Annotated in this window: 28 protein-coding genes; 2 read left to right on the top strand and 26 right to left on the bottom strand. The window is 30.1% G+C overall.

Going from position 1 to position 24287, the window contains the following annotated elements:
• Window positions 1–217: 217 nt before the first annotated feature.
• Entirely contained in the window at window positions 218–487 is a 270-nt protein-coding gene (rpsP, locus tag HMPREF1984_RS00340; protein WP_021765864.1) for a 30S ribosomal protein S16, read from the bottom strand.
• Between the two features lie 128 nt (window positions 488–615).
• Window positions 616–2124 carry a YfcC family protein gene (locus HMPREF1984_RS00335; protein WP_021765863.1) on the bottom strand — a complete coding sequence of 503 codons (1509 nt, stop codon included), beginning with the start codon at window positions 2122–2124 and terminating at the stop codon, window positions 616–618.
• A gap of 226 nt (window positions 2125–2350) precedes the next feature.
• Here HMPREF1984_RS00335 and HMPREF1984_RS00330 point away from each other — a divergent pair, with 226 nt between their 5' ends.
• Window positions 2351–3640, top strand: coding sequence for a folylpolyglutamate synthase/dihydrofolate synthase family protein (locus HMPREF1984_RS00330; protein ID WP_021765862.1), 1290 nt, complete (start codon window positions 2351–2353; stop codon window positions 3638–3640).
• Window positions 3641–3725: 85 nt separating this feature from the next.
• On the opposite strand, the gene HMPREF1984_RS00325 is transcribed toward HMPREF1984_RS00330, so the two are convergent.
• The 3 genes from HMPREF1984_RS00325 to era all read right to left on the bottom strand — a co-directional run bounded on the left by HMPREF1984_RS00325 (window position 3726) and on the right by era (window position 6046).
• On the bottom strand, window positions 3726–4334 hold the full coding sequence (locus tag HMPREF1984_RS00325) for a DUF4240 domain-containing protein (protein ID WP_036099223.1): 609 nt from the start codon (window positions 4332–4334) through the stop codon (window positions 3726–3728).
• A gap of 49 nt (window positions 4335–4383) precedes the next feature.
• The gene (locus tag HMPREF1984_RS00320) at window positions 4384–5010 is read right to left on the bottom strand and encodes a DUF2278 family protein (RefSeq protein ID WP_021765860.1); all 627 of its coding nucleotides are present in this window, start codon (window positions 5008–5010) and stop codon (window positions 4384–4386) included.
• Window positions 5011–5146: 136 nt separating this feature from the next.
• Entirely contained in the window at window positions 5147–6046 is a 900-nt protein-coding gene (gene era, locus HMPREF1984_RS00315; protein WP_021765859.1) for a GTPase Era, read from the bottom strand.
• 298 nt (window positions 6047–6344) lie between these two features.
• Here era and gltS point away from each other — a divergent pair, with 298 nt between their 5' ends.
• Entirely contained in the window at window positions 6345–7568 is a 1224-nt protein-coding gene (gltS, locus tag HMPREF1984_RS00310) for a sodium/glutamate symporter (protein WP_021765858.1), read from the top strand.
• A gap of 114 nt (window positions 7569–7682) precedes the next feature.
• On the opposite strand, the gene HMPREF1984_RS00305 is transcribed toward gltS, so the two are convergent.
• From HMPREF1984_RS00305 to HMPREF1984_RS11450, 21 genes are all read right to left on the bottom strand, one after another.
• The gene (locus tag HMPREF1984_RS00305; protein WP_021765857.1) at window positions 7683–9026 is read right to left on the bottom strand and encodes a glycoside hydrolase family 10 protein; all 1344 of its coding nucleotides are present in this window, start codon (window positions 9024–9026) and stop codon (window positions 7683–7685) included.
• A 14-nt stretch (window positions 9027–9040) separates the two neighbouring features.
• Window positions 9041–9778: an endonuclease/exonuclease/phosphatase family protein gene (locus tag HMPREF1984_RS00300; protein ID WP_021765856.1), complete on the bottom strand. Its 738-nt coding sequence runs from the start codon at window positions 9776–9778 to the stop codon at window positions 9041–9043.
• Between the two features lie 5 nt (window positions 9779–9783).
• Complete coding sequence (locus tag HMPREF1984_RS00295; RefSeq protein ID WP_021765855.1) at window positions 9784–10428, bottom strand: O-methyltransferase; 645 nt, start codon at window positions 10426–10428, stop codon at window positions 9784–9786.
• 108 nt (window positions 10429–10536) lie between these two features.
• Window positions 10537–11589 (bottom strand): type II secretion system F family protein, encoded by a 1053-nt coding sequence (locus HMPREF1984_RS00290; protein ID WP_021765854.1) that lies wholly within the window; start codon window positions 11587–11589, stop codon window positions 10537–10539.
• Window positions 11590–11611: 22 nt separating this feature from the next.
• The gene (locus HMPREF1984_RS00285) at window positions 11612–13123 is read right to left on the bottom strand and encodes an MFS transporter (protein ID WP_021765853.1); all 1512 of its coding nucleotides are present in this window, start codon (window positions 13121–13123) and stop codon (window positions 11612–11614) included.
• Window positions 13124–13156: 33 nt separating this feature from the next.
• On the bottom strand, window positions 13157–14038 hold the full coding sequence (locus HMPREF1984_RS00280) for an ROK family protein (RefSeq protein ID WP_021765852.1): 882 nt from the start codon (window positions 14036–14038) through the stop codon (window positions 13157–13159).
• Window positions 14039–14127: 89 nt separating this feature from the next.
• Window positions 14128–15132 carry a D-glycero-beta-D-manno-heptose-7-phosphate kinase gene (gene rfaE1, locus HMPREF1984_RS00275; RefSeq protein ID WP_021765851.1) on the bottom strand — a complete coding sequence of 335 codons (1005 nt, stop codon included), beginning with the start codon at window positions 15130–15132 and terminating at the stop codon, window positions 14128–14130.
• 150 nt (window positions 15133–15282) lie between these two features.
• Entirely contained in the window at window positions 15283–16452 is a 1170-nt protein-coding gene (locus tag HMPREF1984_RS00270; RefSeq protein WP_021765850.1) for a type II secretion system protein GspD, read from the bottom strand.
• Window positions 16453–16469: 17 nt separating this feature from the next.
• Window positions 16470–17009, bottom strand: coding sequence for a hypothetical protein (locus HMPREF1984_RS00265; RefSeq protein ID WP_021765849.1), 540 nt, complete (start codon window positions 17007–17009; stop codon window positions 16470–16472).
• 15 nt (window positions 17010–17024) lie between these two features.
• Window positions 17025–18134, bottom strand: a complete 1110-nt coding sequence (locus HMPREF1984_RS00260; RefSeq protein WP_021765848.1) for a hypothetical protein — start codon at window positions 18132–18134, stop codon at window positions 17025–17027.
• 30 nt (window positions 18135–18164) lie between these two features.
• Complete coding sequence (locus HMPREF1984_RS00255) at window positions 18165–18719, bottom strand: hypothetical protein (RefSeq protein ID WP_021765847.1); 555 nt, start codon at window positions 18717–18719, stop codon at window positions 18165–18167.
• A gap of 12 nt (window positions 18720–18731) precedes the next feature.
• The gene (locus HMPREF1984_RS00250) at window positions 18732–19211 is read right to left on the bottom strand and encodes a hypothetical protein (RefSeq protein WP_021765846.1); all 480 of its coding nucleotides are present in this window, start codon (window positions 19209–19211) and stop codon (window positions 18732–18734) included.
• Window positions 19212–19223: 12 nt separating this feature from the next.
• Entirely contained in the window at window positions 19224–19643 is a 420-nt protein-coding gene (locus tag HMPREF1984_RS00245) for a hypothetical protein (RefSeq protein ID WP_021765845.1), read from the bottom strand.
• A 16-nt stretch (window positions 19644–19659) separates the two neighbouring features.
• Entirely contained in the window at window positions 19660–20133 is a 474-nt protein-coding gene (locus HMPREF1984_RS00240; protein WP_021765844.1) for an A24 family peptidase, read from the bottom strand.
• Window positions 20133–20534 carry a type II secretion system protein gene (locus HMPREF1984_RS00235; protein ID WP_036099219.1) on the bottom strand — a complete coding sequence of 134 codons (402 nt, stop codon included), beginning with the start codon at window positions 20532–20534 and terminating at the stop codon, window positions 20133–20135. The genes HMPREF1984_RS00240 and HMPREF1984_RS00235 overlap by 1 nt, the downstream gene beginning before the upstream one ends.
• 205 nt (window positions 20535–20739) lie before the next feature.
• On the bottom strand, window positions 20740–21204 hold the full coding sequence (locus HMPREF1984_RS00230) for a hypothetical protein (RefSeq protein ID WP_021765842.1): 465 nt from the start codon (window positions 21202–21204) through the stop codon (window positions 20740–20742).
• Window positions 21205–21611: 407 nt separating this feature from the next.
• A complete protein-coding gene (locus tag HMPREF1984_RS00225) occupies window positions 21612–22337 on the bottom strand; it encodes a hypothetical protein (protein WP_036099258.1) in 726 nt (241 codons plus the stop codon).
• A gap of 22 nt (window positions 22338–22359) precedes the next feature.
• Window positions 22360–22539 (bottom strand): hypothetical protein, encoded by a 180-nt coding sequence (locus HMPREF1984_RS00220; protein ID WP_021765839.1) that lies wholly within the window; start codon window positions 22537–22539, stop codon window positions 22360–22362.
• Between the two features lie 329 nt (window positions 22540–22868).
• Window positions 22869–23006 (bottom strand): hypothetical protein, encoded by a 138-nt coding sequence (locus HMPREF1984_RS11245; protein WP_021765838.1) that lies wholly within the window; start codon window positions 23004–23006, stop codon window positions 22869–22871.
• Window positions 23007–23394: 388 nt separating this feature from the next.
• The gene (locus tag HMPREF1984_RS00210; protein WP_021765836.1) at window positions 23395–23784 is read right to left on the bottom strand and encodes a hypothetical protein; all 390 of its coding nucleotides are present in this window, start codon (window positions 23782–23784) and stop codon (window positions 23395–23397) included.
• A 17-nt stretch (window positions 23785–23801) separates the two neighbouring features.
• Window positions 23802–24287, bottom strand: a 486-nt coding sequence (locus HMPREF1984_RS11450; protein ID WP_021765835.1) for a hypothetical protein, incomplete at its 5' end; no start/stop codon positions are given.

The raw sequence follows: 24287 nt of genomic DNA, 5'->3' as shown, positions 1-24287 counted from the left end.
GCTAGAAGATTTTAGCATATTTTACCTCAAAATAATAGATATTTATCTTTAGATATATTATTTTTAGCAAAAAAGAAAAAGGAGGTATCTCAAAATAGTAAAAATTAAATATAATATACAAAAAAAACTATATTTTTTTCATTTACTAAAATATAGTTTTTCACATTGTTTTTTTAATTTTCTTTTTGAAACAGCCCTTTAGATATATTCTATCTTACTATTTCTTTTTAGTTTCTTGGAATTTATCCCATAATCCTGCTTTAGTTAAGATACTTTTTACAGTTTCTGTCGGTTGAGCTCCATTTGAAAGGAATCTTAAAATTTCTTCTTCCTTCAATACAACTTGTTTTCCATCTTCTGCTAAAGGATTGTATGTTCCAAGGTAAGCTATTGCTTTCCCGTCTCTTCTTGATAAAGCTTCCATTGCAGCTATTCTATAGAAAGGAACTCTTTTTCTTCCTAATCTTGTTAATCTTAATTTTACCATTTTAAATTTACCTCCAAGTTTTTATTTATTAGATTTTTTATCTTGTAAATTGATTTACTATGACATTATACATAATCTCTAAAAATTTGTCAAGTATTTTTTCTTTACACATTTTTTATTCCAAAACTCTACATCATCGTATTGATTACAAGCATTATTGCTGAGAAAGCTGCTATCATTCCAAAGAGCGGTAATACAAATTTCAACCATTTATCAAAAGTAACTTCTGCCATTTCAAGAAATACAAGAACCATTCCTGTAGGAGTTATAAAGGACATCAGACCTTGTCCCCAGTTATATGCATTAATTATAATTTCCCTTGAAACTCCGGCTGTATCTGCAAGTGGTGCCATGATTGGCATTGAAAGTACTGCAAGTCCTGAAGAAGACTGAATAAAGAATCCCAAGACAGAGAAAATACCAAACTGGAATAATGCAAATGCCGTATGGCTCATGTTTGCAACAAGCTGACTTGAATAGTATAATAATGTGTCTGATATAAAACCATTGTCCATTATAATATTTACTGCGCGTGCAAGTCCAACTATAAGTGCTACTCCTATAAGTTCCGCAGCTCCGTTTATAAAGGCATTTATAGATTTTTTTTCAGGAAGTCCTGATAAGAACATTATTATAATTCCCACCGCAAGGAAAAGTGATGACATTTCGCCAAACCACCATCCCTGTGTTGAAACTCCCCAAATCATTATTGGAAATGCAATTCCAAATATAGTAAGGCATATTTTTTTTCTCATAGTAAATTCCGTTTTTAGACTTTTTTCAAACTGTCCTAAAAATTTTTCACGGATTTCCGCTTCCTGATCATAAACAATAGATTTTGTTCTGTCTTTTTTAACTTTAAGTGTATATCTGTAAATATATACTATTGTTATAATTGATGCAAGAATCAGACATACTATACGGAATGTAAGTCCTTCTGTAAAGGATATTCCTGCCGCATTCGATGCAATAACTGTAGAAAATGGATTAACTGTGGAAAACATTGTTCCTATTGTTGAACCTAAAGAAATTGCTGCAATACATGTCATAGCATCAAATCCACTCGCTAAAAATATTGGCATTAGAATAGGATAAAATGCTATTGTTTCTTCTGACATTCCGAATGTTGTTCCTCCTAATGTGATTAGTAAAAATATTAAAGTCACAAGTATAAATTCTTTTCCTTTTGTTTTTTTCGAAAGAGCTGCAATTCCCGCATCAAAAGCTCCCATTTTATTTATAATTCCAATTACTCCTCCTAAAATCAGTACAAAAATTACAATATCAACTGAATCTGCCACTCCGGCAACAGGAGATTTTATAATTTCAACTATTCCTTGAGGATTTTGTGGAATTCTTTTGTAAGTTCCTGGAATAGCCATTGGTTTCTTTATAACTTCCTCTGTAAATTTATTAATGGACAGATGAATGTTCAAGTTATCCAGAACTTCCTGTGTTGCAGGCTGTGCTGTAACTTTTTCATTTTCATCCGTTATAATAAATTCATTACTTTCCTTGCTGTATGTCAATTTTGAAAATCTTCCTGATGGTATCAGATAAGTCAATGCCGCTGCCAAAATCAGTATAATGACCAGCACCGTAAACGCTGAAGGAAATTCGAATTTTTTCTTTTTCATAAAAATCACTCCTTAAATATTTATAATAAATTTTATACCAAAATCATTTCTAACTTTAAATTTTAAATATTCTCTTCCATTTGCATTTCAAAATTTTATACCCGTTATAAATATACCACGACTTTTCAAAAAAACCAGTCAAATTTTTAAAAAAATCAATCTTTTTCTACTAAAAATATTCATTTAGTGCTATAATTTGTAACATGTAAGAGGAAGGAAAATAACTATGATTGATAATATATTAAATGAACTGTTCAATTTACGTACAGGTAAAAGAAGGGAAAATATAGACGATCTTAAGTTAGTCTATAATTTGCTTGGTAAACCATGCGAGTCTGTAAAAATTATTCACATTGCCGGGACAAATGGAAAGGGATCCACCGCCACATTCCTTGAAAACATTCTTCTGGAAGCGGGATATAATGTAGGAAAGTTTACATCTCCACATATTCTCAAATATAATGAAAGAATACTTTATAACAGACAGATGATAGATGATGAAGAAATTGTAAAAAATTATTATTTTCTAAAACAGGTAATAGAAGAATTTAAAAGAGAAAATGTAGATTTTAAGGATATGTATCTTAACTTTTTTGAAATAACAACATTTATAGCATTAATGTTTTTTGCAAAGAAAAATCCTGATTTTCTCGTTATAGAAACAGGACTTGGAGGGCGGCTTGATGCTACAAATATTCTTAATTCCGATATTGCACTTATTACAAACATCAGTTTTGACCATACGGCAATCCTAGGAAACTCCCTAAAGGAAATTTCCTATGAAAAAGCTGGAATTATTAAGAATAGGGAATTATGCATTTATGCAGACAGTTTACCTGAACTAGAAAAAGAAATTAATAAAAAGACAGAAAATTCTATCAATGTCATAAAGAAATACTGTGATATGGAAGTGGAACTGGATAAAATTAATTATAAAACTATAATAAAATTTCAGGATAAAAAATTTACTCTGCCTTTATTCGGAAAATTTCAGGCAAATAATTTTTTATTAGCTTATGAAACTTCAAAATTTTATAATATTGATGATGAAACTATTCAAAAGGGTATTAATAAAGTTTTCTGGCCTGCACGGTTTGAATTTTTTTCTACTGAACCACCTGTTATACTTGATGCCGCACATAATGATGATTCCATAAGGAAGCTTGCTGAAAATCTGTCTGAAGTCTATAAAAAAAATGAAGTTGTAATTATAACTTCGCTTCTATCGACAAAGGATTTTGAACAGGTATTTACTAAACTCGAAAAAATTACTGACAAGATTTTTATTACCTCTTTAAAGGACACAGTATATGGGTTAACCTCAGCAGAAATCAGGGAAAAAATGATTTCCCTGAATATTCCGGTTGATAGTATTATTTTTGAAGATGATATTATGACTGCATATGAAAATGCCCTAAATATTGTAAAGGATGAAAATTCCGGATATAAAGCAATTGTAATCTGCGGTTCCTTTTTTGAAATAGCAAAATTCAATAAAATAATTGCCGGAAAATAAATCTCATTTCCCGATAAATAAAAAAGTAGAATAATACTGCATATCTTCTTAATGTCAGCTATTCTACTTTTTTGCATTGTAGTCATTAATTTCCAGTATATTCATCTTCTCCAATATAAAACCTTTCAAATAGTTTAGGACATATCTTCTTCATTGATTTTGGCACTTTTTCACACCATGTAAGTTTTAATTTTGGATAATCTTCATCATTATAGTTAAGCTTTTCTTTATAGGAATCAAATTCCTCCAGATAAATTTCAAACAGTTCTTCAAATATTCCCATATCATTTTTTATACCGAAGGCATCTACAGCAACAAAGAAAAAATCCTCATTTTCATACAAATCTGATATAAAATCCTCATCAGGTTCTTCAACATATTTTATAAGATTGTCAGGATTTTTCATAACATCATTGTATATTTTTTCACCTTGCGAAATCAGCCATAATCTAAAAAAATCAAAGCTTTCTTCACGTGTGTCTCCATTTAGCAGGTATGAGGCACACCAGAGTTTCTGATTATAACTTTCCAGCATTATTTCATCCACTATTATTCCAAAGCTGAAAATTTCTTCATATGACTTATTTGATAGTTTTTCTACAAGATAGTTCATTCTGCCATTATTATCCTTTTCCTTTTTATGAGCTTCTGCAATATACTTCCAGAAATTTTCCCGTGTCATTGCCAACTCCATAACTCTTATTCCTCCTTCCACATCATAAAAAATATTTTAAATTATAATTTTAATCGTGTTTATTTTTACCTGCACACAGGTTTTGTGATGTAAAAGCTATGAAAATTGCTGCCCATGTTTTTGATTCACTGTTATAAAAAAACACTCCACCATCAGAATAGGGAGCGTCACTACTTCTGTATCTTCCTGTACTTGCCTGATTCATATGTATATCATGAATTCCTTTTTTATTGTCATATAAACGGCCAAATACAAAAATTTCATTTATATCGTTGTTAAGAGCTTCGAGTACATGCCTTTCCAATATTTCTGTCAGAAAAACTTCTTCCCTGTCCAGTCCCTTCATGAGTTTCATTTTTTCATGAGGAAATAATTCCATTCTTAAATAATCCAAATTTAAATTTTTTCTGCCTGCTGTTACTCCTGGCTTCTGTAACAGCATTTCCTTAAGAATTTTGTTATTATATGTGTAATTGTTGTCGTAATAAACTTGCAAATTTGAAGAATAAAATTCATCGCTATTTTCAAGAACACTTCCTATATTTATTGATATGTCATATTCCTTTATATTATTTTCATCCTCTTTTACAGCCACAATGATATGATAATGAGCCTTTCTGTCAAAATCATACCATTTACCTGTAACTTTTCCCCTAAGAAGTACATATTTTTCCATTCTTCCTCCAAAAATTCCAGCTTTAAAATTTATAATTTAAAATCTGAAATTTATATTGAAACTTTCAAGCTAATCCCTCTTCAATATTATTATACCACATAATTTCAAGGTTGCAATAGATCACATCATATTTGGATTATTTTTTAACCTTCTTTTTTATTTTATATCCCATATCATTAAGAAACTGTTTATCCCTTCTCCATTTTTTTCTTACTTTAACCCATAATTTAAGGTTTACCTTCAAATCAATAAGTGCTTCTATTTCTCTTCTTGCTTCAGTCCCGATTTTTTTCAGCAGGGCACCGTCTTTTCCTATTATTATTCCCTTCTGGCTGTCCCTTTCCACATAAATATTTACATCATATTTTCTTATTTCAGGTTTTGTCTCAACATTTACAATCTCTACTGCGACACTGTGAGGAACCTCGTCTTTTGTGTGATGCAATATTTTTTCCCTTATAGTTTCAACTACAATTTTATTTACCGGTAAATCTGTATAATAGTCTTCAGGATAGAACCATACATCATTTGACAAATATTTCTCAGCCACTTCAAAAATTTTATGTATTCCAATTGCAAATTCTGCCGTCAGTGTTATTATATTGTCAAAATCCCCTAACTTTTCTTTTATTTCCTCTTTTTTAGCTTCTATTTCCTCATCACTCATTTTATCAATTTTATTTATTATAAGAACTACAGGTGTTGTAACTTCCTTTATATGTTCGTTTACGAAAATATCTCCTGTTGAAATTTCCTGTGTCCCATCAAGCAGGAACATTATAAGATCCACATCATTTAACGTTTCAAGGGCAATTTCAGTCATATGTTCTCCTAGAAGATGCTTGGGCTTGTGAATCCCTGGAGTATCTACAAATATAAACTGATTATCCTGTATATTTACAATTCCCCTTATCTGATCCCTTGTAGTTCCTGCCTTGTCAGAAACTATTGCCACCTTTTCCTTTACAAGTTTATTCATTAATGTAGATTTTCCGACATTTGGTCTTCCTACAATTGCTATAAATCCTGATTTCATTTACAAAATTCCTCCTATTTCTATATTTTTTGTTTTCTATTATTTTGTTTTACAGTGATATTTCTCATTACATGTTTATAAAAAATATTATACTAATCTTATTATATATATTATACATACTTTTATAATTTTGTAAACAGTAACTTATTCAAATGTGTTTATAATAATATAAAAAACATAATATATTTTAACTTATATTCATATATAAACCCTACATTATCATTAAATTTTATTTGTTTTTTCTTCTGATATATAGTATAATAATGCATTATATTTATTTAGAAAGGATGGAGATTTAATGTTCGAATTAAAAATGGACATGATTCAAACAATTGGTTTGTCTGTTATTTTACTTATAATCGGTATGAAGCTAAGAAGTAAAGTTAAATTCTTTGAAAAATATTGTATTCCGTCACCTGTTATTGGCGGATTTCTTTTTTCAATAATAGCCTTTATACTTAGACAATCCAATATTATAACTATAAAGTTTGACACTACACTGCAGACATTTTTTATGGTAATGTTTTTTACCAGTGTTGGATTCAATGCAAGTTTAAAAGTTCTGAAAAAAGGAGGAAAAAAAGTATTTATTTTTCTTCTTCTTGCCATAGGTTTATGTTTTGCACAAAACCTGGTTGCTATTCTTCTTTCAGGATTTGTCGGAATTAATCCACTTCTTGCATTAATGACAGGATCCACTCCAATGACTGGAGGACATGGAACTTCAGCGGCAATTGCACCAACTATTGAAGCTCTTGGAATAAAGGGAGCCGAAGCAGTTGCAATAGCATCTGCAACTTTTGGACTTATTGCAGGTTCTATGCTTGGAGGACCTATTGCAAATAATCTTATTATTAAACATAAACTAATGGAAAAACAAACTTCAAAGCGTGAAAGCAATAATTATGATGATGATATTGATGAAAATGTTTTGAATAAGCCTGAACCTGTTCTTGATGCAGAAAAATTTTCAATGGCATTTTTCTTTATTTTAATAGCAATGGGAATAGGATCATATTTATCCATTATTATAACAAAACTTCTACCTGCAATGAATTTCCCGATTTATATCGGTCCAATGATTATTGCGGCTATTATGAGAAATATTTCAGATAATTCAAAATTATTTACTGCACCTATAAGGGAAATCAGTGTAATGGAAGAAGTTTCACTTAACCTGTTCCTTGCAATGGCACTTATGTCACTGAAATTATGGGAATTAATAAATCTTGCTGTTCCAATGCTGATACTTCTGATAGCTCAGATAATTCTTATTTATCTGTATCTGAATTTCATTACATTCAAGGCAATGGGAAGTGACTATGATGCAGCAGTAATAGTATCAGGACATTGCGGATTTGGATTAGGAGCTACACCTAACGGAATTTCAAATATGAAATCTGTGTGTGAAAAATATAAGTATTCCAGACTTGCATTTTTCGTTGTTCCTGTTGTCGGAGCATTGTTTATAGATTTTGCAAACGTAAGTTTAATTACATTATTTATAAGTTTCTTTAAATAAAAAGAGACTATCACAAAATTAAAAAAATGAAAACCATATTTATGAATTATTTATAAATATGGTTTTTATGTTATTTTTCTATTTTTTGTGATAGTCTCTTTTTTATATAATTTTCTATTTATTTTGAGCAATTTCAGTTACTGTTTCTTTATCTACGTTTTCTGTATCAGCAAGTTCTGACGGTAAAGAGCTGTAAGGGCCGTTTAACAGGTTATTTATTATATTTTTAGGATTTTCTTTTAATGATTTATAGCTGAAGAATACACTTCCCTTAACTTCAGGATAATTTCTGTTATAATTTATCTGATTTACAAGTTCGTTAGGATTTGACCATGAACCTACCCTGTATGCAGCCTGTCCTATGTATAAATCAGTTTTTGTACTTTTAGCATGTTTACTCCACCACTTTACAAGTGTATTGTATTCTGCAACTTTAAATCCTTGATTCCAGTATATTTGTGGCACTACGTAATCAATCCACCCTTTATCCATCCAATGTAAAATGTCTGCATAAAGGTCATCATAATTTTGAACTCCTGCCTGTGTTTCCGAACCTCTTCCAGGATCAGTCGAGGCATTTCTCCATACTCCGAAAGGACTTATCCCAAATGCAATGCTGCTATTCTGTTTTTTTATTTCCCTATGAAGTTTTTCAACGAGCTTATTTATATTGTTTCTTCTCCAGTCACCTTTATCAGCAAACTTACTTCCATATTTTCGGAACTGTGCATCATCTGGGTATTCCTGCCCTTTCACTTTATAAGGATAGAAATAGTCATCCATATGAACTCCGTCAATATCGTAATTTCTTACTACTTCAACAATACTGTCAATAACATAATCATTTACTTCAGGTATTCCTGGATTTAAATAAAGCTGTCCTCCATATACGACTGTCCATTCAGGCCTTTTTCTTCCTATATTATCTTTAGAAAGACTTTCTGTGCTGGTAGACTTTCCTTTCATTGTAAGTCTATATGGATTAAACCATGCATGAAATTCTATACCTCTTTTATGTGCTTCATCAATCATGAATTTTAACGGATCATATCCAGGATTTACTCCCTGAGTTCCTGTAAGATATTCAGACCATGGTGAATATTTTGAAGGATAAAACGCATCCCCTGTAGGTTTTACCTGAACAAACACTGCATTCATATTCCATCTTTTAACATCTTCAAGCACTGAAATATACTCTCTTTTCTGCTGCTCAACACTCAATCCTTTTTTTGAAGGCCAGTCAATATTTATGACACTCGCCACCCATACTCCACGCAATTCCTTTTTTGAACTCTTTTTAGTTTTATTTGAATCATCCTTTTTAAGTCCTCCGATGATTTTTGTTATTTCATTATAATTACTTTTTATATGTACAGTTTCTGCATTTAAGGTTCCCACTGTAAATGTTGCCATTAAAAATAGTAATGCTCTATTTAAAATTTTCTTACTTATTTTCACTAATCTTCTCCTTCTTAATTTTTCTTAATTTCAAAATCCACTAAAATAGGCAGGTGATCTGATAAAGTATTTCTTACTACCTTATAGTCCTTTATTTCTATATTCTCAGAACATAAAATAAAATCCAGCTCTTTTTTGGGTGCCCAGCTTGGAAATGTAGGTTCTCTTCTATTGTTAACGTTCTTCAATTTTCCCGCTTTTAAAAATAGTTCTATTTCTTCTTTTCCCCACAAAAGATTAAAGTCACCTGCTACAATAAATGGCTTTTTACAATTTTCTATCATATTATTTAATTCTACAATTTGCCTCAGCCTTGTTTTTCCTCCTAAAGCCAGATGAACTAAAAAAATCGTAACTTCTTCTGTTTCCATTTCAATTACAAGTTTTTTAGTTCCTCTTTCCAGGTAGTGAAATCTCTGGGCTATTATTTTTTCATTTGATAATAGTGCATTTCCCTGCTTTCTCATAATTGGAAATTTCATATATTTCGAGTTTTCTTCATATTTATATTGTGACACATAATGTTTTCCAGTCAACTCTCCAAGCAGTTTTGCCTGATTTGTCTCCTTTGTCCTGAATGACCCTAAATCTACTTCTACGAGTCCTACAATATCTGCCTTCTGTTCCTTTATAAACTCTCCTATACGGTGAATATGATCTAAAGACTGACCTAAATACCCCCTCAGGTATTTCATCGGCTGATTTAAATATTTTCCTGTACCATATCGTATATTATATAAAAGAAATCTCATTTTTATTACTTCCTAACTAATCCTACTCCATCTCCGAATGGCAGCAGGACAAAATCAAATTCATTGTTTAATTTCTGTATAAACTCTTTTAATCTTACAACTATTGTCCTAAACCTTTTTGGAACTTCAGTTTCATCTTCCGCTACTAACCCTCTGAACATTATATTGTCAATAAATATAATACCATTTTCATTTAGAAGCTCCCAGCACATTGTAAAAAATTTAATGTATTGACCCTTTGCCGCATCAATAAAAATAAAATCAAATTTATTATTTTGATCTAATTTAGGTATTTCTTCCAATGCATCGCCTAAAATCAAACGATTTTTTTCAAAAATACCAGCTTTTTTAAAATTTTCAATAGCCTTTTCATGTCTTTTTTCATCAATTTCAATTGTTGTGAGCTGACCACCGTTTGTATTTGCAATCTGTGCCAGGAATAACCCTGAATATCCTGTTGCTGTACCTACCTCCAGAATATTTTTAGCTTCAATTCCTTTTGCATTAAATATCATAAAGTTTAAAACTTCCCTTGTTATAATTGGAACATTATCGTTTAAACTTTCCATTTCTATATTTTTCAGTACTTCATCATCTATCTGGAATAATTTCTGTGTATATTCTGATGATTTAATAAAGTTTTCAATCATATATTTTTACCATATTCCTTTATATTTTAATCTTTTTATTTTCTTTGTTTATAATTAATTTTTTCATAATATCTGTTATTCACAATATCCTTTAATTTTCATACCGAACTATATCATTTCCCCTATTTTAAACATTGGAAGCATCACTGCGAAAATTATGATTCCAATTATAATTCCAATAAAAATTATAGATACAGGCTCCATAACTTTTAAAAGTAACTGGGTTTTCCCCTGTACCTTTTCAGAATAAATATCTGTCAAATTTTCAAAAGATACTGCCATTTTTCCTGTTTTTTCACCTATTTTCAAAAATCCTTTATATTCCTCATTAAAAAAACTGAGTTTTTCAAAGGATTTCCCTATACCTGTACCCTTTTCCAGTCTAAAAATTATTTTCCGTACTTCTTCATTTAAAAGTGTATTTCCTGAATTTGCACACATTTTTAATGATACAGGAAAAGAAATCCCTGCATCTGTAAGGGAATACATATTCTGAGTAAAGTTTAAAATAGCTATATTTTTGTATATTTCTCCAAATATGAATATCTTCATAGCAATTTTTTCAAAATATTTCTGATTATTTTTTTTAAGAAATAAGATGATAAAAACTCCTAAAACTAGAAAAATCAATATTACAAAACCATATTTATCTGTAATTTCACTTATTCTGATTATAGCCTTTGTCAATTCCGGCAATTCCTGATCTAAATCAGAATATATAACAGTAAACTTCGGAACAACTACTCTAAGCAAAACAGTTACTATCACAAACGCTGTAATAATAACTGTCACAGGATATATTGAGAGATTTCTGACATCTCTTTTTAACTTTTCCCTAAATTTATACTTCTCAAACAAATTTTTAAATACGATTTCCAAGTTTCCTGTTTCTTCTCCTATTTTTACCAGTTCCAGAAATTCTTTACTTTGTGTAAGGCTCCCAAAAGCTTTTCCTAAAGAATTTCCTCCTTCTATTTTTCTTACAGTTTTTATTATCCTATTTTTTATTTCTTTCCTGTAACCTTCAGAAATAATCCTCAAAGCTTCAGTTAATTCTATTTTTCCCTTTAAAAGATAGTACATTCCTTTTGTAAAGGAGCACAGTTCCTTTTCAGTAATTTTATCACTGCTAAATTTTTTTAAGCTAAAAAAAACAGTCAATTTAATCCCCCCTTTTGATTTTTTAAACTGTTTTATTATCTGTATTTTCTTCTTCTGTTACTGAACTTTTTTCAAAGTTTCCGTTTTCAGATTTATCTACTTTATTTTCCTGTTTTTCAGGTTCTTTATTTATATTGTTTACTTCATTATTTTCAACATTTTTATTAATGTTTTCCTCATTTTCAGAATTCTTTTCCTGATCTTCCCTTTCACTTCTCTTTACATCGTTAATATAGCTTGCACCCACATTTAAAATTCTTTTTGAAAAAAAGTTCTTTATAGGCAGGCTTCCCTTATAAATGAATGTCTTTTCAAATGAATCAACTCTTGTCAGTTCAAGTAATGAAAACAGCCTTAAAACAAATCCTATTGCAAAAGCAAATCTTATTGTGTAAAATTGTTCTCCAAAAACATAAATAACTCCATTATTTACGAACTTTCCTACAAGTCCTCCAAATATTCCTGCCAATATTGCTGAAATTCCACAGACTATTGCGTATGCTCCTACATAAGCATCGGCAGGTTCTTCAGAAACTTCCATCATTAAATTCAGTAAACTTAATGTTATTGCTGTAAATCCTACCGCATCAATTACTGCCGCCGCAAAAAGCATTGACATTTTGTTATCCTGTGTCATGGAAAAATATGTAAGGACATAATATGTTGTAAAGAATATCCCCATTCTTAACATAGTTTTATTCCCATATTTATCCGACAATTTACCATATATTATGTAAAGTACACTTGACAGTATTGCAGTAATAACCCCCATCTGGGAAAGAAACATTGTATTTACACCAAGTATCTTTATTCTGTAATATTCTGTCAGAGGTTTTAAAAATTCCCATGTAAATAGCCATATGGATGCAAATTTCAGATAAAGGACGAAATTTTTATTTTTAAATGCAGCTTTTATACTGATATTCTTTACTTCCTCCCCTAAATCCGGAATATAGTGAAGATACATAAATACTGCAGATCCTATTGCTGAAACTGCCATTACTGAAGTAAGCAGCAATATGGAGCTTTTTTTATCAGGTAGAGATAAAATATATCCATAAAACAGTGTATATACCACTGTCGATAACGATGAGAATAAATTACGTTTCCCAAAATATTTTCCTCTTTCCTTTTTATTTATAATTTCTACCATTGTAGCTGTCCATACGTTATTTACAAAAGGTGATGACAACCCATAAATAAACATTATTATAAAATATACAAACTGATTTCTCATATCAAATAGCACTGCAAAAGGCAGTAAACATATAACTAACCTTGATATTGTAACTGACAGAACAAGTGTTCTTCTTCTTCCACCTAAAATTGTATTTACTCTTTTAGTAAATATCTGCAATAAATATCCGGCTGTTGGCAAAGATGATACTACTGATATTAAAAAAGAACTCATATTAAAATATATTGCCAGACTTAACAGCACAAAACTTTGCATTCCCACTGAAAAACCATTAAAGAACATAACTTCCAGTATCGCATATTTTCTAGTATTTTTTATTGAATGTTCTACATTCACTTTTATTCCCTGCCCTTCCGGAATTATTTAAATTTATTTGGCATCCAAAGCCAATTTTCCTAAAGCTATCGATCCTACAAAACCTGCTTCATCTCCAAGTCCGGGATACACAACATACTCATCAATTTCTTCAAGTATTTCTTTTTTCTGTACATACCCGTTTAAAAATTCCTGTAAATATTTTCTTATACGTGGAAACAGATGCTGCTGTTTCATTACTCCTCCACCCATTATTATTCTCTGAGGAGATAAAATTAACACATAATTCATAAGAGCCTGTGCCAGATAATATGCCTCTATATCCCATACTTTTTCATTATCAGCCAGTTCATGTCCTTTTTTCCCCCATCTTTTTTCAATTGCAGGCCCTGCTGCCATTCCTTCAAGACAGTCTTTATGGAATGGACAGTTTCCTTCATAAGTGTCTTCAGGATGTCTTTTCATGAAAATATGTCCCATTTCAGGATGAGTAAGTCCCTGAAGCATAGTTCCATTTACAACTGCTCCTGCTCCAATTCCTGTTCCAACTGTTATATACATAACATTTTTCAATCCTTTTCCTGCTCCCCACCATGATTCAGCCAGTGCCGCACCATTTACATCTGTATCAAATTCCATTGGGACATCATAGTGCTTTTTCAGTTCCCCGATTATATTATAGTCACTCCAGTATGGTTTTGGAGTTTTTGTTATATAACCATATGTTTCTGAACCTTTTACAGGATCAATGGGACCAAAACTTCCAACCCCCATAACATCAAACTTTTTATCCTTAAAATACTCTATAACCTTAGACATTGTTTCTTCAGGAGTAGTTGTTGGAATACTTATTCTGTCTATTATTTTCCCATCTTCAGTTCCAAGACCACATATAAATTTTGTTCCCCCTGCTTCTACTGCTGCAATTATCGCCATAATTCCACTTCCTTCTTTTCTTAATTCTATTTAAAAACTATAATTCATCACCTTATATTTTTTATCCCACGAAATTAGCACATAACATGTTATATTTTTTCATAATTATTTTCTATAACGTTATGGTAGAATTCCAGTATTTCCTCTTTTGTAGCTGTTGCTGTTCCAATTTTAGCAACTACAATACCTGAAGCCATATTTGCAATAGCTCCTGCTTCAAACAGATCTGCTCCTGCACATACTGATAACAGGAATGTTGATATAAAGGTATCTCCTGCTCCTGTTACATCATAAACTTCCCTTGCTACAGTCGGTATTCTCTTATGTTCATTCCGGAAAAGTGAAACCCCTTCCTCACTTCTTGTCAGAACTACATTATCAAGCTCAAGCTCTTTCTTAAGCTCTGACATTTTTTGAGCTATTTCTTCTTCACTCTGGAATTTTTTCATTCCAAAATAATCAAGGATTTCTTTCCTGTTAGGAGTCATTGAAGTTGCTCCTTTGTAATTTTTAAAATTATTAGGCTTAGGATCCACAACAACTTTTCTGTTATATTTTTTAGCTATTTTTATTATGCTCTGGGAAATAAATTCTGTCAGCACTCCCTTATTATAATCTGAAAGAAGTACTGCATCTGTATTTTCAATGTCCTTTTCTACATTTTCTATTATTTTTGATTGTATATTTTCAGTAATATCTGTATCCTTTTCCCAGTCCAGCCTTAATAACTGCTGACCTTGAGAAAGGACTCTGCTTTTTATTATTGTAGGTCTTGTTCCATCTATGACAATTCCTGATGGATTTATCTGCTTAGCTTCAAGTTCCTTTACAAACTTTTCGCCATTGCTGTCCTGTCCCACAACTCCATAAACAGAAACTTGTGCTGACAGGCTTTTTAAGTTATTTGCCACATTCGAAGCTCCTCCAAGAACAAATCTTTCCTGTTCAATATTTACCACAGGAACCGGTGCCTCAGGAGATATTCTAGTTACTTTCCCTATTAAATATTCATCCAGCATCATATCACCAACAACGGCAATTTTAACCTTACTGAAACATTCCAGTATTTCCTTCAGTCTTTCAAATGAAATCATACTCTATCCTCTTTCTGAACTTAATCTAAAATTATTTTTCTTTGCATTTATAAAATTGTGTTCCTATATTATACTATATATTTCAGATTATATCATTAATTTTACATTAATAATTTTGAGGAAATTAAAAAAATTATGGCTTTCTGTATTTTATTTTTCTGTCTTCTGGATTATAGCTTCTATTTCAATGTAAATATCCCTTACTTCATGATTTTTCCTTTTGTATTTAAAGAGGGGACCAATTATAGGTATTGCTGATAGGAAAGGAACTTTTCTCAATGTTTCCTTGTTTACATTCTGCTTTAGACCACCTATAAAAGTTGACCCTCCGTCATCTAGGCTAATAATAGTTTTAGTCTGATTTTTCTGTTTTGCTCCTGATGTGGCGCTATAATTAGATGTAAGCTTAAAATTACTTATTTCCGTATCTATTTTCAGCAGAATTTTCTTTTCATTTTTTATTTTTTTAATTTCAGGCAGTATTCTGAAAACTATTCCAGCTTCTGAAAATATAGGCTCTATGTAATCTTCATTATTTTTTGTTATTTTCTTCTCTCCTACAATTACCTCCTCTGTAACCTTGAGTTCCCCTTCTTCATTTTCCATTATCATAAGAGTTGGCATTGCCTCTATTTTTATATCTCCGTTTTCTCTTAAAAGGTTAAAATCAACTCCCAGAAACTTTCCTCCGCTTGAAAAAATTGACCCGATGGAAACCTCTCCATTTAGAAACTTTGCTATAAGACTGGTTTTTGCCGGAGTCTGGTTATCAGTGCTGGCACTCCAGTCTACTCCGAGCCTTTCAAAAAGATTTGAGCTTGTATCAATTATTCTTCCCTTTATTATTACCTGTTCTTTTGGCCTGTCCAAGTCTTTTATTATTCTTCTGACTTCTTCCATTTTCTTTTCATCTCCATGCAGAATAACCTTATTATCAATTCCCACTATTTTGAAACCGCTCAACCCATCCAGTTTTTCTGATATTTCCTTGACATCCCTGTATTCAAGTTCCACCTCACCTATTTTCTCATTAACTGTTTTCTGAGGTGTTTCTTTTCCGTTATTTTTTTCTTCAGTTTTTTCTGTTTTTGTATTATTTTCTTCGTTTTTATTTTTTATACTTCCCTTTTCCAGTTCTTCTTTTTTCTGCCTTTTTTCTTCCCTGTAAATAAATATTCTATTTACATTCTGTACATCTTTCTTATTCACATAATCTGTTATTTTTTCTGAAAAAATATTATTTCCTGTAAGAAAAATCATAAAAGTTATAACTACATTTTTTTGAATCTTCATTTTATCCCATTTATTTCTAAAAAACATTTTTCTATCCTTCCCAATTAATTTTTTACACCTATTTTCCCCTTTTCAATAAATCCCAGAGAAATTTTAAAGCCTTCACCTGTAAGGTCAATATACATTCTGGAAGTGTCTATGAACTTTCTGCTTTTATTAAGAAAATACAGAAACTTTCCAAAATTATTCAATGATCCATACAATGTAAAATGAATATATTTCAGTTTATAGCCATTTCTCTCCCATAACTTCTCCGATTTTGATATTTCATTCATTTTAAGCCCGCTTTCCCTTGTAAAAACATAAATCATCTTTTTAAATTCTGACTCATTTTTCATGGAAAGCAATCCTAATTTCCCTGTTATTATTTGAATCTGCTCATAATCAGACTGTATTTCCTTCCTACGTTCTTCCCTTTCTGAAATAACATTTTCTATTTTCGCTTCCAGTTCCTTTTTATTTTCCTTCAGCAGTTTTTCGTTATTTTTTTCATTCCTGTATTTTTGATATTTGGTATTTAATCCCAATATTCCCAGCACAAGCAACAGAACCAGTATAATTCCCTTTATTTTAATCTTTTCCATTCCAACCTTCCCACACTATTCTTTCTCACTTACAGTATATTCAAAAACTGTTGTTTCATCATTGTCCTTTATATATCCAAGTTCGCTGTTTTCATATTTTTTCCTTACACTGCTTTCAAACTTTTCAAAATTATCAAAATTTTCTATTTCTCCCTGTATCAGCCATTTTTTATTCTCATACTTCACTTTAGTATAATCTATTCCGTTAATACTGTTATCTACCAGAAATTTTATAAATGAATAATACTCCTTCCTTTTTATTCCATTATCAATTTCATTTAATTTCGACAGCTCTTCTGAATAATCCGGAAGTTTTTCATTCTTCTCCTTTAAATATTCAGATTCCAGGCTTTTCACCTGTTTCTTCAGATTATTATTTTTTTCAACCTGCTTCCCTAAAGGAATCATTCCATTTAAAAATACATAGATTCCTATCAGAACAACAACAACCAGTACATCTTTTAATTTTATATTTTTTAAATCTCCAAGCTCAAGCTGATTATTTTTACTCAGAAAATTTATATTATTTTCCAGTTCTTCATTCTGAAAAATATTCCTTATGTCCTCTTCTTCACAAAAGAAAGTTTTCATATCCCCAAAATCAAAATTTTCCCTGTCTTCCATATCCTCCAGTTTTAAATCGAGCTTTTCAAGTTCTTCTATTTTTTCATTTTTTACCAGCATTCTTACACTGTTTATTTCCCCAACCTGTAATATTTCAATATCTTCTTCCTTCGAAAAACCATAAATTATATCAAAATCCGTTTTTATGTCCATAAGCTTAAAGCCAGCTTGTCTGCAACTGTTTTTTATATCATTTATCTGTTTTCTTTCCATATACAGATTTACATACCTGTTTTCCATATGATTTAAATAATATTTTTTGTATATATATTTCATATTTTTATTTATAAAGTTATTTTTAGCCTGTAAATCTTCTTCAAATAAAAAATAAGGATAGTGCAGAATAATTGAAACAGCCATTTCTTCATCTGTTTCACTCTCTTCCCTTAAATTTTCAAGAATGGAAGATAGTTCCTGATTTTCAAAAAACAGAATCTCTTCATTCATGTAAATATATACTTTATCCTTACTTCTCATATAAATTTTTATTTTTTCAAACATTTTTCACCTCAATTTTTTCCCTTTTATATTTCAGTTTAAAACAAACCCGCCATTCTTTTCCTGAATTTCCACAGTCATGGAATCTATTCTTTTAAATTCCAGTTCCTCCCTATAATTGACTTCTTTCCCTAAAACCTTCTTAAAATATACTATTTTCAGATTATTATAAACTGTATTTTCTTCAAGTGGCGGAAAATATTCATTTCCTGTAAAATCCTTTATTTCCTTTATTTTAAAGTTCCCAATACTTTCTTCATGATTATCTGAAAATAGAAGTCTTTTCAGTTCATTCTGACCAGATGTGCTTATTATGAACTTCTTATTGAAATAATCACTTTTCCCCTTTATAACTTTCTGATTTCCGTTAATGCTTAATCCCCTGTTTTCCAATCTTTCAGCAGTTTTATCTTCCATGTTTGCCATATAACTGTTTGATATTTTCCTGCTCCTGTCACTTTTCTCCCTCAGAACAGTTATTTTCCCACGCTCATGCACAAAATAGATAAATCCTGTTGAAAAAGTCAGAATGACAGATAAAATTATAAGAACATAAACAAGACTTGCCCCCCTCTTTTTATTCTTCACCAGATTCCCCCTCTACATTAAATTAATTACCTTGACTTCTTCACTGCTCCCGTTTTTCATTACAATCATAAATAATCTGTCCACTTTTTTAAATTCCAGATTTTCATATTCTCCTAAAGCTGTCCTGCTTCCCAGATTTAACAGATTTATTCCTTCTGATATGTATAATTTCTTATTTGTGTATTCCAGCTTATAAAATAAGTTATCCTTTCTAAATAAAACATAATTTTCTTTTATATGAAAATTATCCATGCTTCCTTCATATTCAAAAACTTCCCTGTCCCTGTTTGATATATCTTCAGAAATTTTATCTGTGAGAAAGTGGATATTTTCTTCCAATTTCTGAGTTTTTGACTTTTTCTTTTCTATCATTACAGTTCTTTTTAAAAATACTGAAATTACAAATACAACTACTGAAAACAGGAGCATACAAATCAGTATTTCAAGAAGCAGATATCCTCCTGTTTTTTTACCCGCCTTATCCCCTTTCATAATCCCCCTTTTTTACTTTATTTCAGGAAAATAATAATCCTTTTTCCCGTCTATAATTATTTCCAGTATATATTCCTTTTCCCCTTTTTCATTCAGATAATAGTTTTCTGTTGCTTTTATTTCCAGATTACGACTTTTTCCATTGACACTCTCCTTCAGTATCTGATACTTTCCTTCTATTGCAAATTTACTGTAAAAGTCATTTTTATTCTGTATCGCATGTTTTCCAATCCGACTGTACAGAAATGCATAATCTTTTGTTTTCAATATTTCTGACATATTTTCTGTTTCCATGTTAAAAATATTTTTCCTGTCAATTTTACTGTCAATTCTGAAAGTCTTTAAAATCAGATTTGAAACAGGTGTCAGGACAATAACAGCAAAAAATATGGATAAAAGACTTTCAACCAGCGTTTCCCCTCTATTTTTCATGATTAAATCCGTCCCCTTATAATATTTGAATATCCATTATCCTTGTAATAACCCCCATAATAAGAAAAGGGGCAAAAGGAATATACTCAGCTTTTTTCCCTTTATATTTTAGATAAAGTATAAATAGAATCGCCATAATTCCAGCAAGAAAATATACCGCATGATAATATTTTACTATTTCTGCAAGATTTTTATATCCCAGATTTCCTCCAATTCCCATCATTAGCTTTATATCTCCGAATCCTATCAGTTCCTTCTTAAAATAATCTTCCAGTATATACAGAATTATTAACGGCATCGGATAGACACACATTCCTAAAAAATATCCTTCCAGATTTCCTTTTGCCATACCTTTTAATAATCCTGTAATTATAAGTATTACAAAACCACTATCAGGTATTATTTTCTTTTTTATATCTGTCATACATATATAAAAAAAAGTAATATATTCAATAATTTCAAATATATGAACTGCATTTAAACCAGACATTATTTTCTAATTTCCTCATTTGGAAATGCCTTGCTGTTGGGATCTGTCTTTGCATATACTTCTCCATTGCTGTATAAAATTTTCCCATGAATATTTCCAATCTTGAAATTTCCGCTGTTATCTGCTCCTATTCCAAGTTTCTTTAAATCTCCCTGTTCATTGAATATGTCCTGTAAACTATTTGGTATATCGCCCCCATGATCGATGCTCCAAGATGTTGATGAATTGTTTAATTCCGCTATTGCTCCTATTATTTTACTCCTGTTTGCCTTATTCAGGTACTTTCCCACCTGTGGCACTGCTATTGCCGATATTATTGTAATTATGGCCACAACAAGAATAACTTCAACCAGAGTAAAGCCCTTCTGAAACTTTTTTTCCCTTTTTACCTCACTTTTCATAATAACCCCACCTTTTATCATTAATTTTTATTTAATTATTTATACTACATTTTTTATTATTTGTCAAATTATTTTTAATTATTTTTATATATTTTATTTTTCTTTTATTAAAAAAACATGATATTAAATACATTTCTAAATCATGTTCTATACAAAAAATATAGTGGTTATAGCTCTTAGAATAAATTTTATAACACATATAAAATCAACTTAAAAACGATTTTTTAGATGAATCATAGTAAAATTTATATTCCATATATTCAACTCCAAATTTCATCAGATTATAGTAAGTTTCTCCACATAAAGGATTACTGATGTCAATTGCTATATTAAAATAAATTGGAAAATTTTTTCTTCTTTTAAAATCTCTAGTTGAAACAATTATCGTATTTTCAGCTTCTTCAAAGCATTCGTTGAAACTTTTAATTTCTTCATCTGACATTGCCTCCGGATTTATTATTATGATAAAACCAGACACAGCAATCATATTCAGAAAAGAGTCATTACAAATAATATAATCAAAAAATTCTTTTTTTTCTGTCTTCAATTTTTCCACCTTTGTAAATATAAAATGTTCTTCTTCTCTAGTTAAACCGTAACTTACAATATGAGAAAGATGAGTATTTTTCATAGTTTTTCCTGTCATGGGATTCATAAAATATTTTTGCATAAAGTAATTACCTCCTTACAGTTTTACTTTAATTTCATTATACCTTGAAAACTATTATTTTCAATTTATTTTAGATATTATTTATTTTTTCATCTTCACACATATTATAGAACCTAAATATTTTTGTGATTTTATTATACTAAGACCAACTTTAAGTCTACATAATTTTTTACATTCCCACTCAGTTTTCTATTTGATTTTCTAAAATTTGAGGACACTCCAAGAATTCACCCTTCCTGACATCATCCATCCGTGCAGGTTTCCCATCTTTTGACCTTATATTATCCCTTAGTCCCTTCACTGTCCCGGTAACAAAATTTATGGCATTACTACTTTCACTATACATATTACTAATATTTTTATAAAACAGACAGCCTGATAATTTTCCAGACTGTCTTATATTCCAATTAAATTAATCCCAGTAATGGCTTAAATGTGTTGTTCATTTCTACAAATTCTTCATAAGTAATATCTGCCTTATCATTAAAGATAATGTATATACCCTTTTCAAGTAGCAACACTCCCTTTGCTTTCCCCTTAAGTCTTTCCAGAAGCTCTTCTTTTGGTACTTTTATAAGCTTATTATAACTTTCTTCATTGAAATACATCACTGGAGATAGTGTAAATAATACATCTTGCAGAATTCCTATGTTACAATTTTTCTCCTTCAGTTTTAAAAATTCAGGATTTATACTTTCTCCATAAGTTCTTGTTTCCGGAGTTCTCCCTTCTTCGTAAGCACCATTATAAGCTACATATAAATCAGCAACATAAGGATCAAAAATATTTATCACTTTTGGGAGGTCTTCATATATTATTTTCTTATAATTTATCAACCTATATGTTATTTTAAAATCATACTCCAGAGAATCCCATCTTTCTTTCTCTGAACTTTCATCTCTCCATATATAATTTCCTGATATCGAAACTCCTTTTGTTTTAGAATTTTTTGTACGATAATACGCTCTTATTTCTACACCGAAATCCGGCACTTCTGGAATCTCACTATCTTTCAATCCTAAAGGTGCTTCCAGTTCTGACAGTCCTTTCATAACTTTCTTATGTCTTTCTTCTATTGATTCATTTTTATTGATTTTTCTATACATTCTAATGCTTTTTTCTCTATTTTGCATAAATTTAAATATCCTTTCAATTTCATTTTTCTGGTCTAATCCTGATTTCATTAATTGTTTTCTTATATTTTGGATTCTTATCTAACCAGTCAGTAAATTTAATCTTCGCCTCTTCCTTTGGAAATTCATATATTACTTTAATTTCTAGATTTTGATTTTTAGCTTCATTTATTCTATCAAATGTTTTTGTCAAATTTTTCATAGCACTTTTATTCCAATGAGGAATATTTCTTTTCGCATCAATCAGATAAGTTTTACCATCCCTTACTTCAATTCCATCAAATTTTATGAAATTATTCCTCGAGAATTAGGATTATCATATCTTAAAGCCGGAATTACATTTTTCGGTCTATCTGGAGTCTGTTGCATCATACTTCCTGTTGTTCCCCACTGAAATTCCTGTGCTTCAGGCTTTCCTGCAGGTTTTTCAAATATATATTCGCCTCCTCTGTTAGGAGTAGCATTACTTTCTCTTCCTAACTGATTCAGTTCACTTGCAGTATAAACTTTCCGCCCTTCATAGTAAATATCTCAATTATCAGATTTGTTTTCTCCTGTTTTTCTTTTCTGACTGAAATCTTCTTTATGACTATCCTGATTACTACTTCTCTGAGAATGACTTCTGTCTACTGGTTTAGGCTTTTCTGAAGTAACAGCCGGTTTCTCCACTGTTTCTATATTCTATTCAGGTTTAATAAACGGTTTAACTACAGGTTTCTTTGGTACTTCCGGTATTACTACACTCTTCCACACGTCCTGTGTTTCCTACATTTACAACTATTCCGTATTTTTTCATTAATCATTGAATTTTATGATATATCTCATCCACAGTCCATCAATTATATATACTTCATTATCTTTATAATTTCTGTTTATCATATTTGAAAACTCATTTATTTCTAATTTCTTTAACAGACTATCATAACAATAAAGTTCAGAAAATACTGACTTAAAACTTTTTACATTAGAAAAAACCAGACATTTATTATTATTTTTATGCCTATAATAAATATATAATTTTGTATCTTTATATTTACATTTTTTTATAAAAATATTTTCAAATTTCTGTTTTAACATTACTTATATCCCTTTCTATAATAACTTCAACTCTTACTTTATCTTTTGATATTATCAAATTTTCATATTTTTCATTTTTATTAAAAATTATATTTGCTTCTTTAAAAAATTTTTCATATTCTTTTGTTTTTTTGATATATATTCCTTTTTCCTCCCCATCTTTTTCAACTACATAGTTTATAAAATTTATTAGCTGAATTTTTACAGTTTTATTCCTATATATTTTATAATTTATGTTAAGATTTTTTAAAATTTGTTCTTCTTCTTTTGAAATATTTAAAAATTTCAGTTCTATTAATTCCATAATTCCTTCTTCTGCATATTTCTTATATTTTTCAAATTCAGAAGTAATATAATAATTAACTTCCATGTTATGATTCCTTTCTATTATTCAAATTTAATTTTTGTTACCCATGAACCTGTACTTCCTTTAAACAATTCAATAGTTGGATAACTACCATTTATAACTGAAAAATCTCTATAAGTTAATTTATTTCCAAATTTATCGAATCCTACTTTTATTACTTTTCCTGCAGGATTTACTTTAGTTTCTATTTCCCCGACTACTCTGCTTTCGAAAAATTTTAATGCTTCTTCTTTTGTTCCTTTCAACTTTTTTATAGCATTACTAGAAGTGGTCTCTGAAGAACCAATTTTTCTTAAATCTTCTAAACTCATTTCTTTAATTTGTTTACTTGTAAATCCATTTATTATTAGAACAGTTTCCTGTTCAATTTTAGTAACTGGTTTAACTACAGGATTCTTTGGTGCTTCCAGTGTTGTCACACTCTTTCCTGATGTAATCAGATTTGGAACGACTGACCCTGTTACCATTCTTGCAGAAGATGAAGTTGTTACCGTTACTCCTGTTGA

This window comes from Leptotrichia sp. oral taxon 215 str. W9775, assembly GCF_000469505.1.
Taxonomy (GTDB): Bacteria; Fusobacteriota; Fusobacteriia; order Fusobacteriales; family Leptotrichiaceae; genus Leptotrichia_A.
Note: the sequence above shows the minus strand (reverse complement) of the source record. Positions and strands in the feature narration are given on the sequence as shown.

Excerpts from the sequence above, each read along its gene's own strand:
- rpsP (WP_021765864.1), bottom strand. The coding sequence starts at position 487 with ATGGTAAAATTAAGATTAACAAGATTAGGAAGAAAAAGAGTTCCTTTC.
- HMPREF1984_RS00335 (WP_021765863.1), bottom strand. The coding sequence starts at position 2,124 with ATGAAAAAGAAAAAATTCGAATTTCCTTCAGCGTTTACGGTGCTGGTC.
- HMPREF1984_RS00330 (WP_021765862.1), top strand. The coding sequence starts at position 2,351 with ATGATTGATAATATATTAAATGAACTGTTCAATTTACGTACAGGTAAA.
- HMPREF1984_RS00325 (WP_036099223.1), bottom strand. The coding sequence starts at position 4,334 with ATGGAGTTGGCAATGACACGGGAAAATTTCTGGAAGTATATTGCAGAA.
- HMPREF1984_RS00320 (WP_021765860.1), bottom strand. The coding sequence starts at position 5,010 with ATGGAAAAATATGTACTTCTTAGGGGAAAAGTTACAGGTAAATGGTAT.
- era (WP_021765859.1), bottom strand. The coding sequence starts at position 6,046 with ATGAAATCAGGATTTATAGCAATTGTAGGAAGACCAAATGTCGGAAAA.
- gltS (WP_021765858.1), top strand. The coding sequence starts at position 6,345 with ATGTTCGAATTAAAAATGGACATGATTCAAACAATTGGTTTGTCTGTT.
- HMPREF1984_RS00300 (WP_021765856.1), bottom strand. The coding sequence starts at position 9,778 with ATGAGATTTCTTTTATATAATATACGATATGGTACAGGAAAATATTTA.
- HMPREF1984_RS00295 (WP_021765855.1), bottom strand. The coding sequence starts at position 10,428 with ATGATTGAAAACTTTATTAAATCATCAGAATATACACAGAAATTATTC.
- HMPREF1984_RS00280 (WP_021765852.1), bottom strand. The coding sequence starts at position 14,038 with ATGGCGATAATTGCAGCAGTAGAAGCAGGGGGAACAAAATTTATATGT.
- rfaE1 (WP_021765851.1), bottom strand. The coding sequence starts at position 15,132 with ATGATTTCATTTGAAAGACTGAAGGAAATACTGGAATGTTTCAGTAAG.
- HMPREF1984_RS00270 (WP_021765850.1), bottom strand. The coding sequence starts at position 16,452 with ATGTTTTTTAGAAATAAATGGGATAAAATGAAGATTCAAAAAAATGTA.
- HMPREF1984_RS00265 (WP_021765849.1), bottom strand. The coding sequence starts at position 17,009 with ATGGAAAAGATTAAAATAAAGGGAATTATACTGGTTCTGTTGCTTGTG.
- HMPREF1984_RS00260 (WP_021765848.1), bottom strand. The coding sequence starts at position 18,134 with ATGTTTGAAAAAATAAAAATTTATATGAGAAGTAAGGATAAAGTATAT.
- HMPREF1984_RS00250 (WP_021765846.1), bottom strand. The coding sequence starts at position 19,211 with ATGAAAGGGGATAAGGCGGGTAAAAAAACAGGAGGATATCTGCTTCTT.
- HMPREF1984_RS00245 (WP_021765845.1), bottom strand. The coding sequence starts at position 19,643 with ATGAAAAATAGAGGGGAAACGCTGGTTGAAAGTCTTTTATCCATATTT.
- HMPREF1984_RS00240 (WP_021765844.1), bottom strand. The coding sequence starts at position 20,133 with ATGTCTGGTTTAAATGCAGTTCATATATTTGAAATTATTGAATATATT.
- HMPREF1984_RS00235 (WP_036099219.1), bottom strand. The coding sequence starts at position 20,534 with ATGAAAAGTGAGGTAAAAAGGGAAAAAAAGTTTCAGAAGGGCTTTACT.
- HMPREF1984_RS00230 (WP_021765842.1), bottom strand. The coding sequence starts at position 21,204 with ATGCAAAAATATTTTATGAATCCCATGACAGGAAAAACTATGAAAAAT.
- HMPREF1984_RS00225 (WP_036099258.1), bottom strand. The coding sequence starts at position 22,337 with ATGCAAAATAGAGAAAAAAGCATTAGAATGTATAGAAAAATCAATAAA.
- HMPREF1984_RS00220 (WP_021765839.1), bottom strand. The coding sequence starts at position 22,539 with ATGAAAAATTTGACAAAAACATTTGATAGAATAAATGAAGCTAAAAAT.
- HMPREF1984_RS00210 (WP_021765836.1), bottom strand. The coding sequence starts at position 23,784 with ATGGAAGTTAATTATTATATTACTTCTGAATTTGAAAAATATAAGAAA.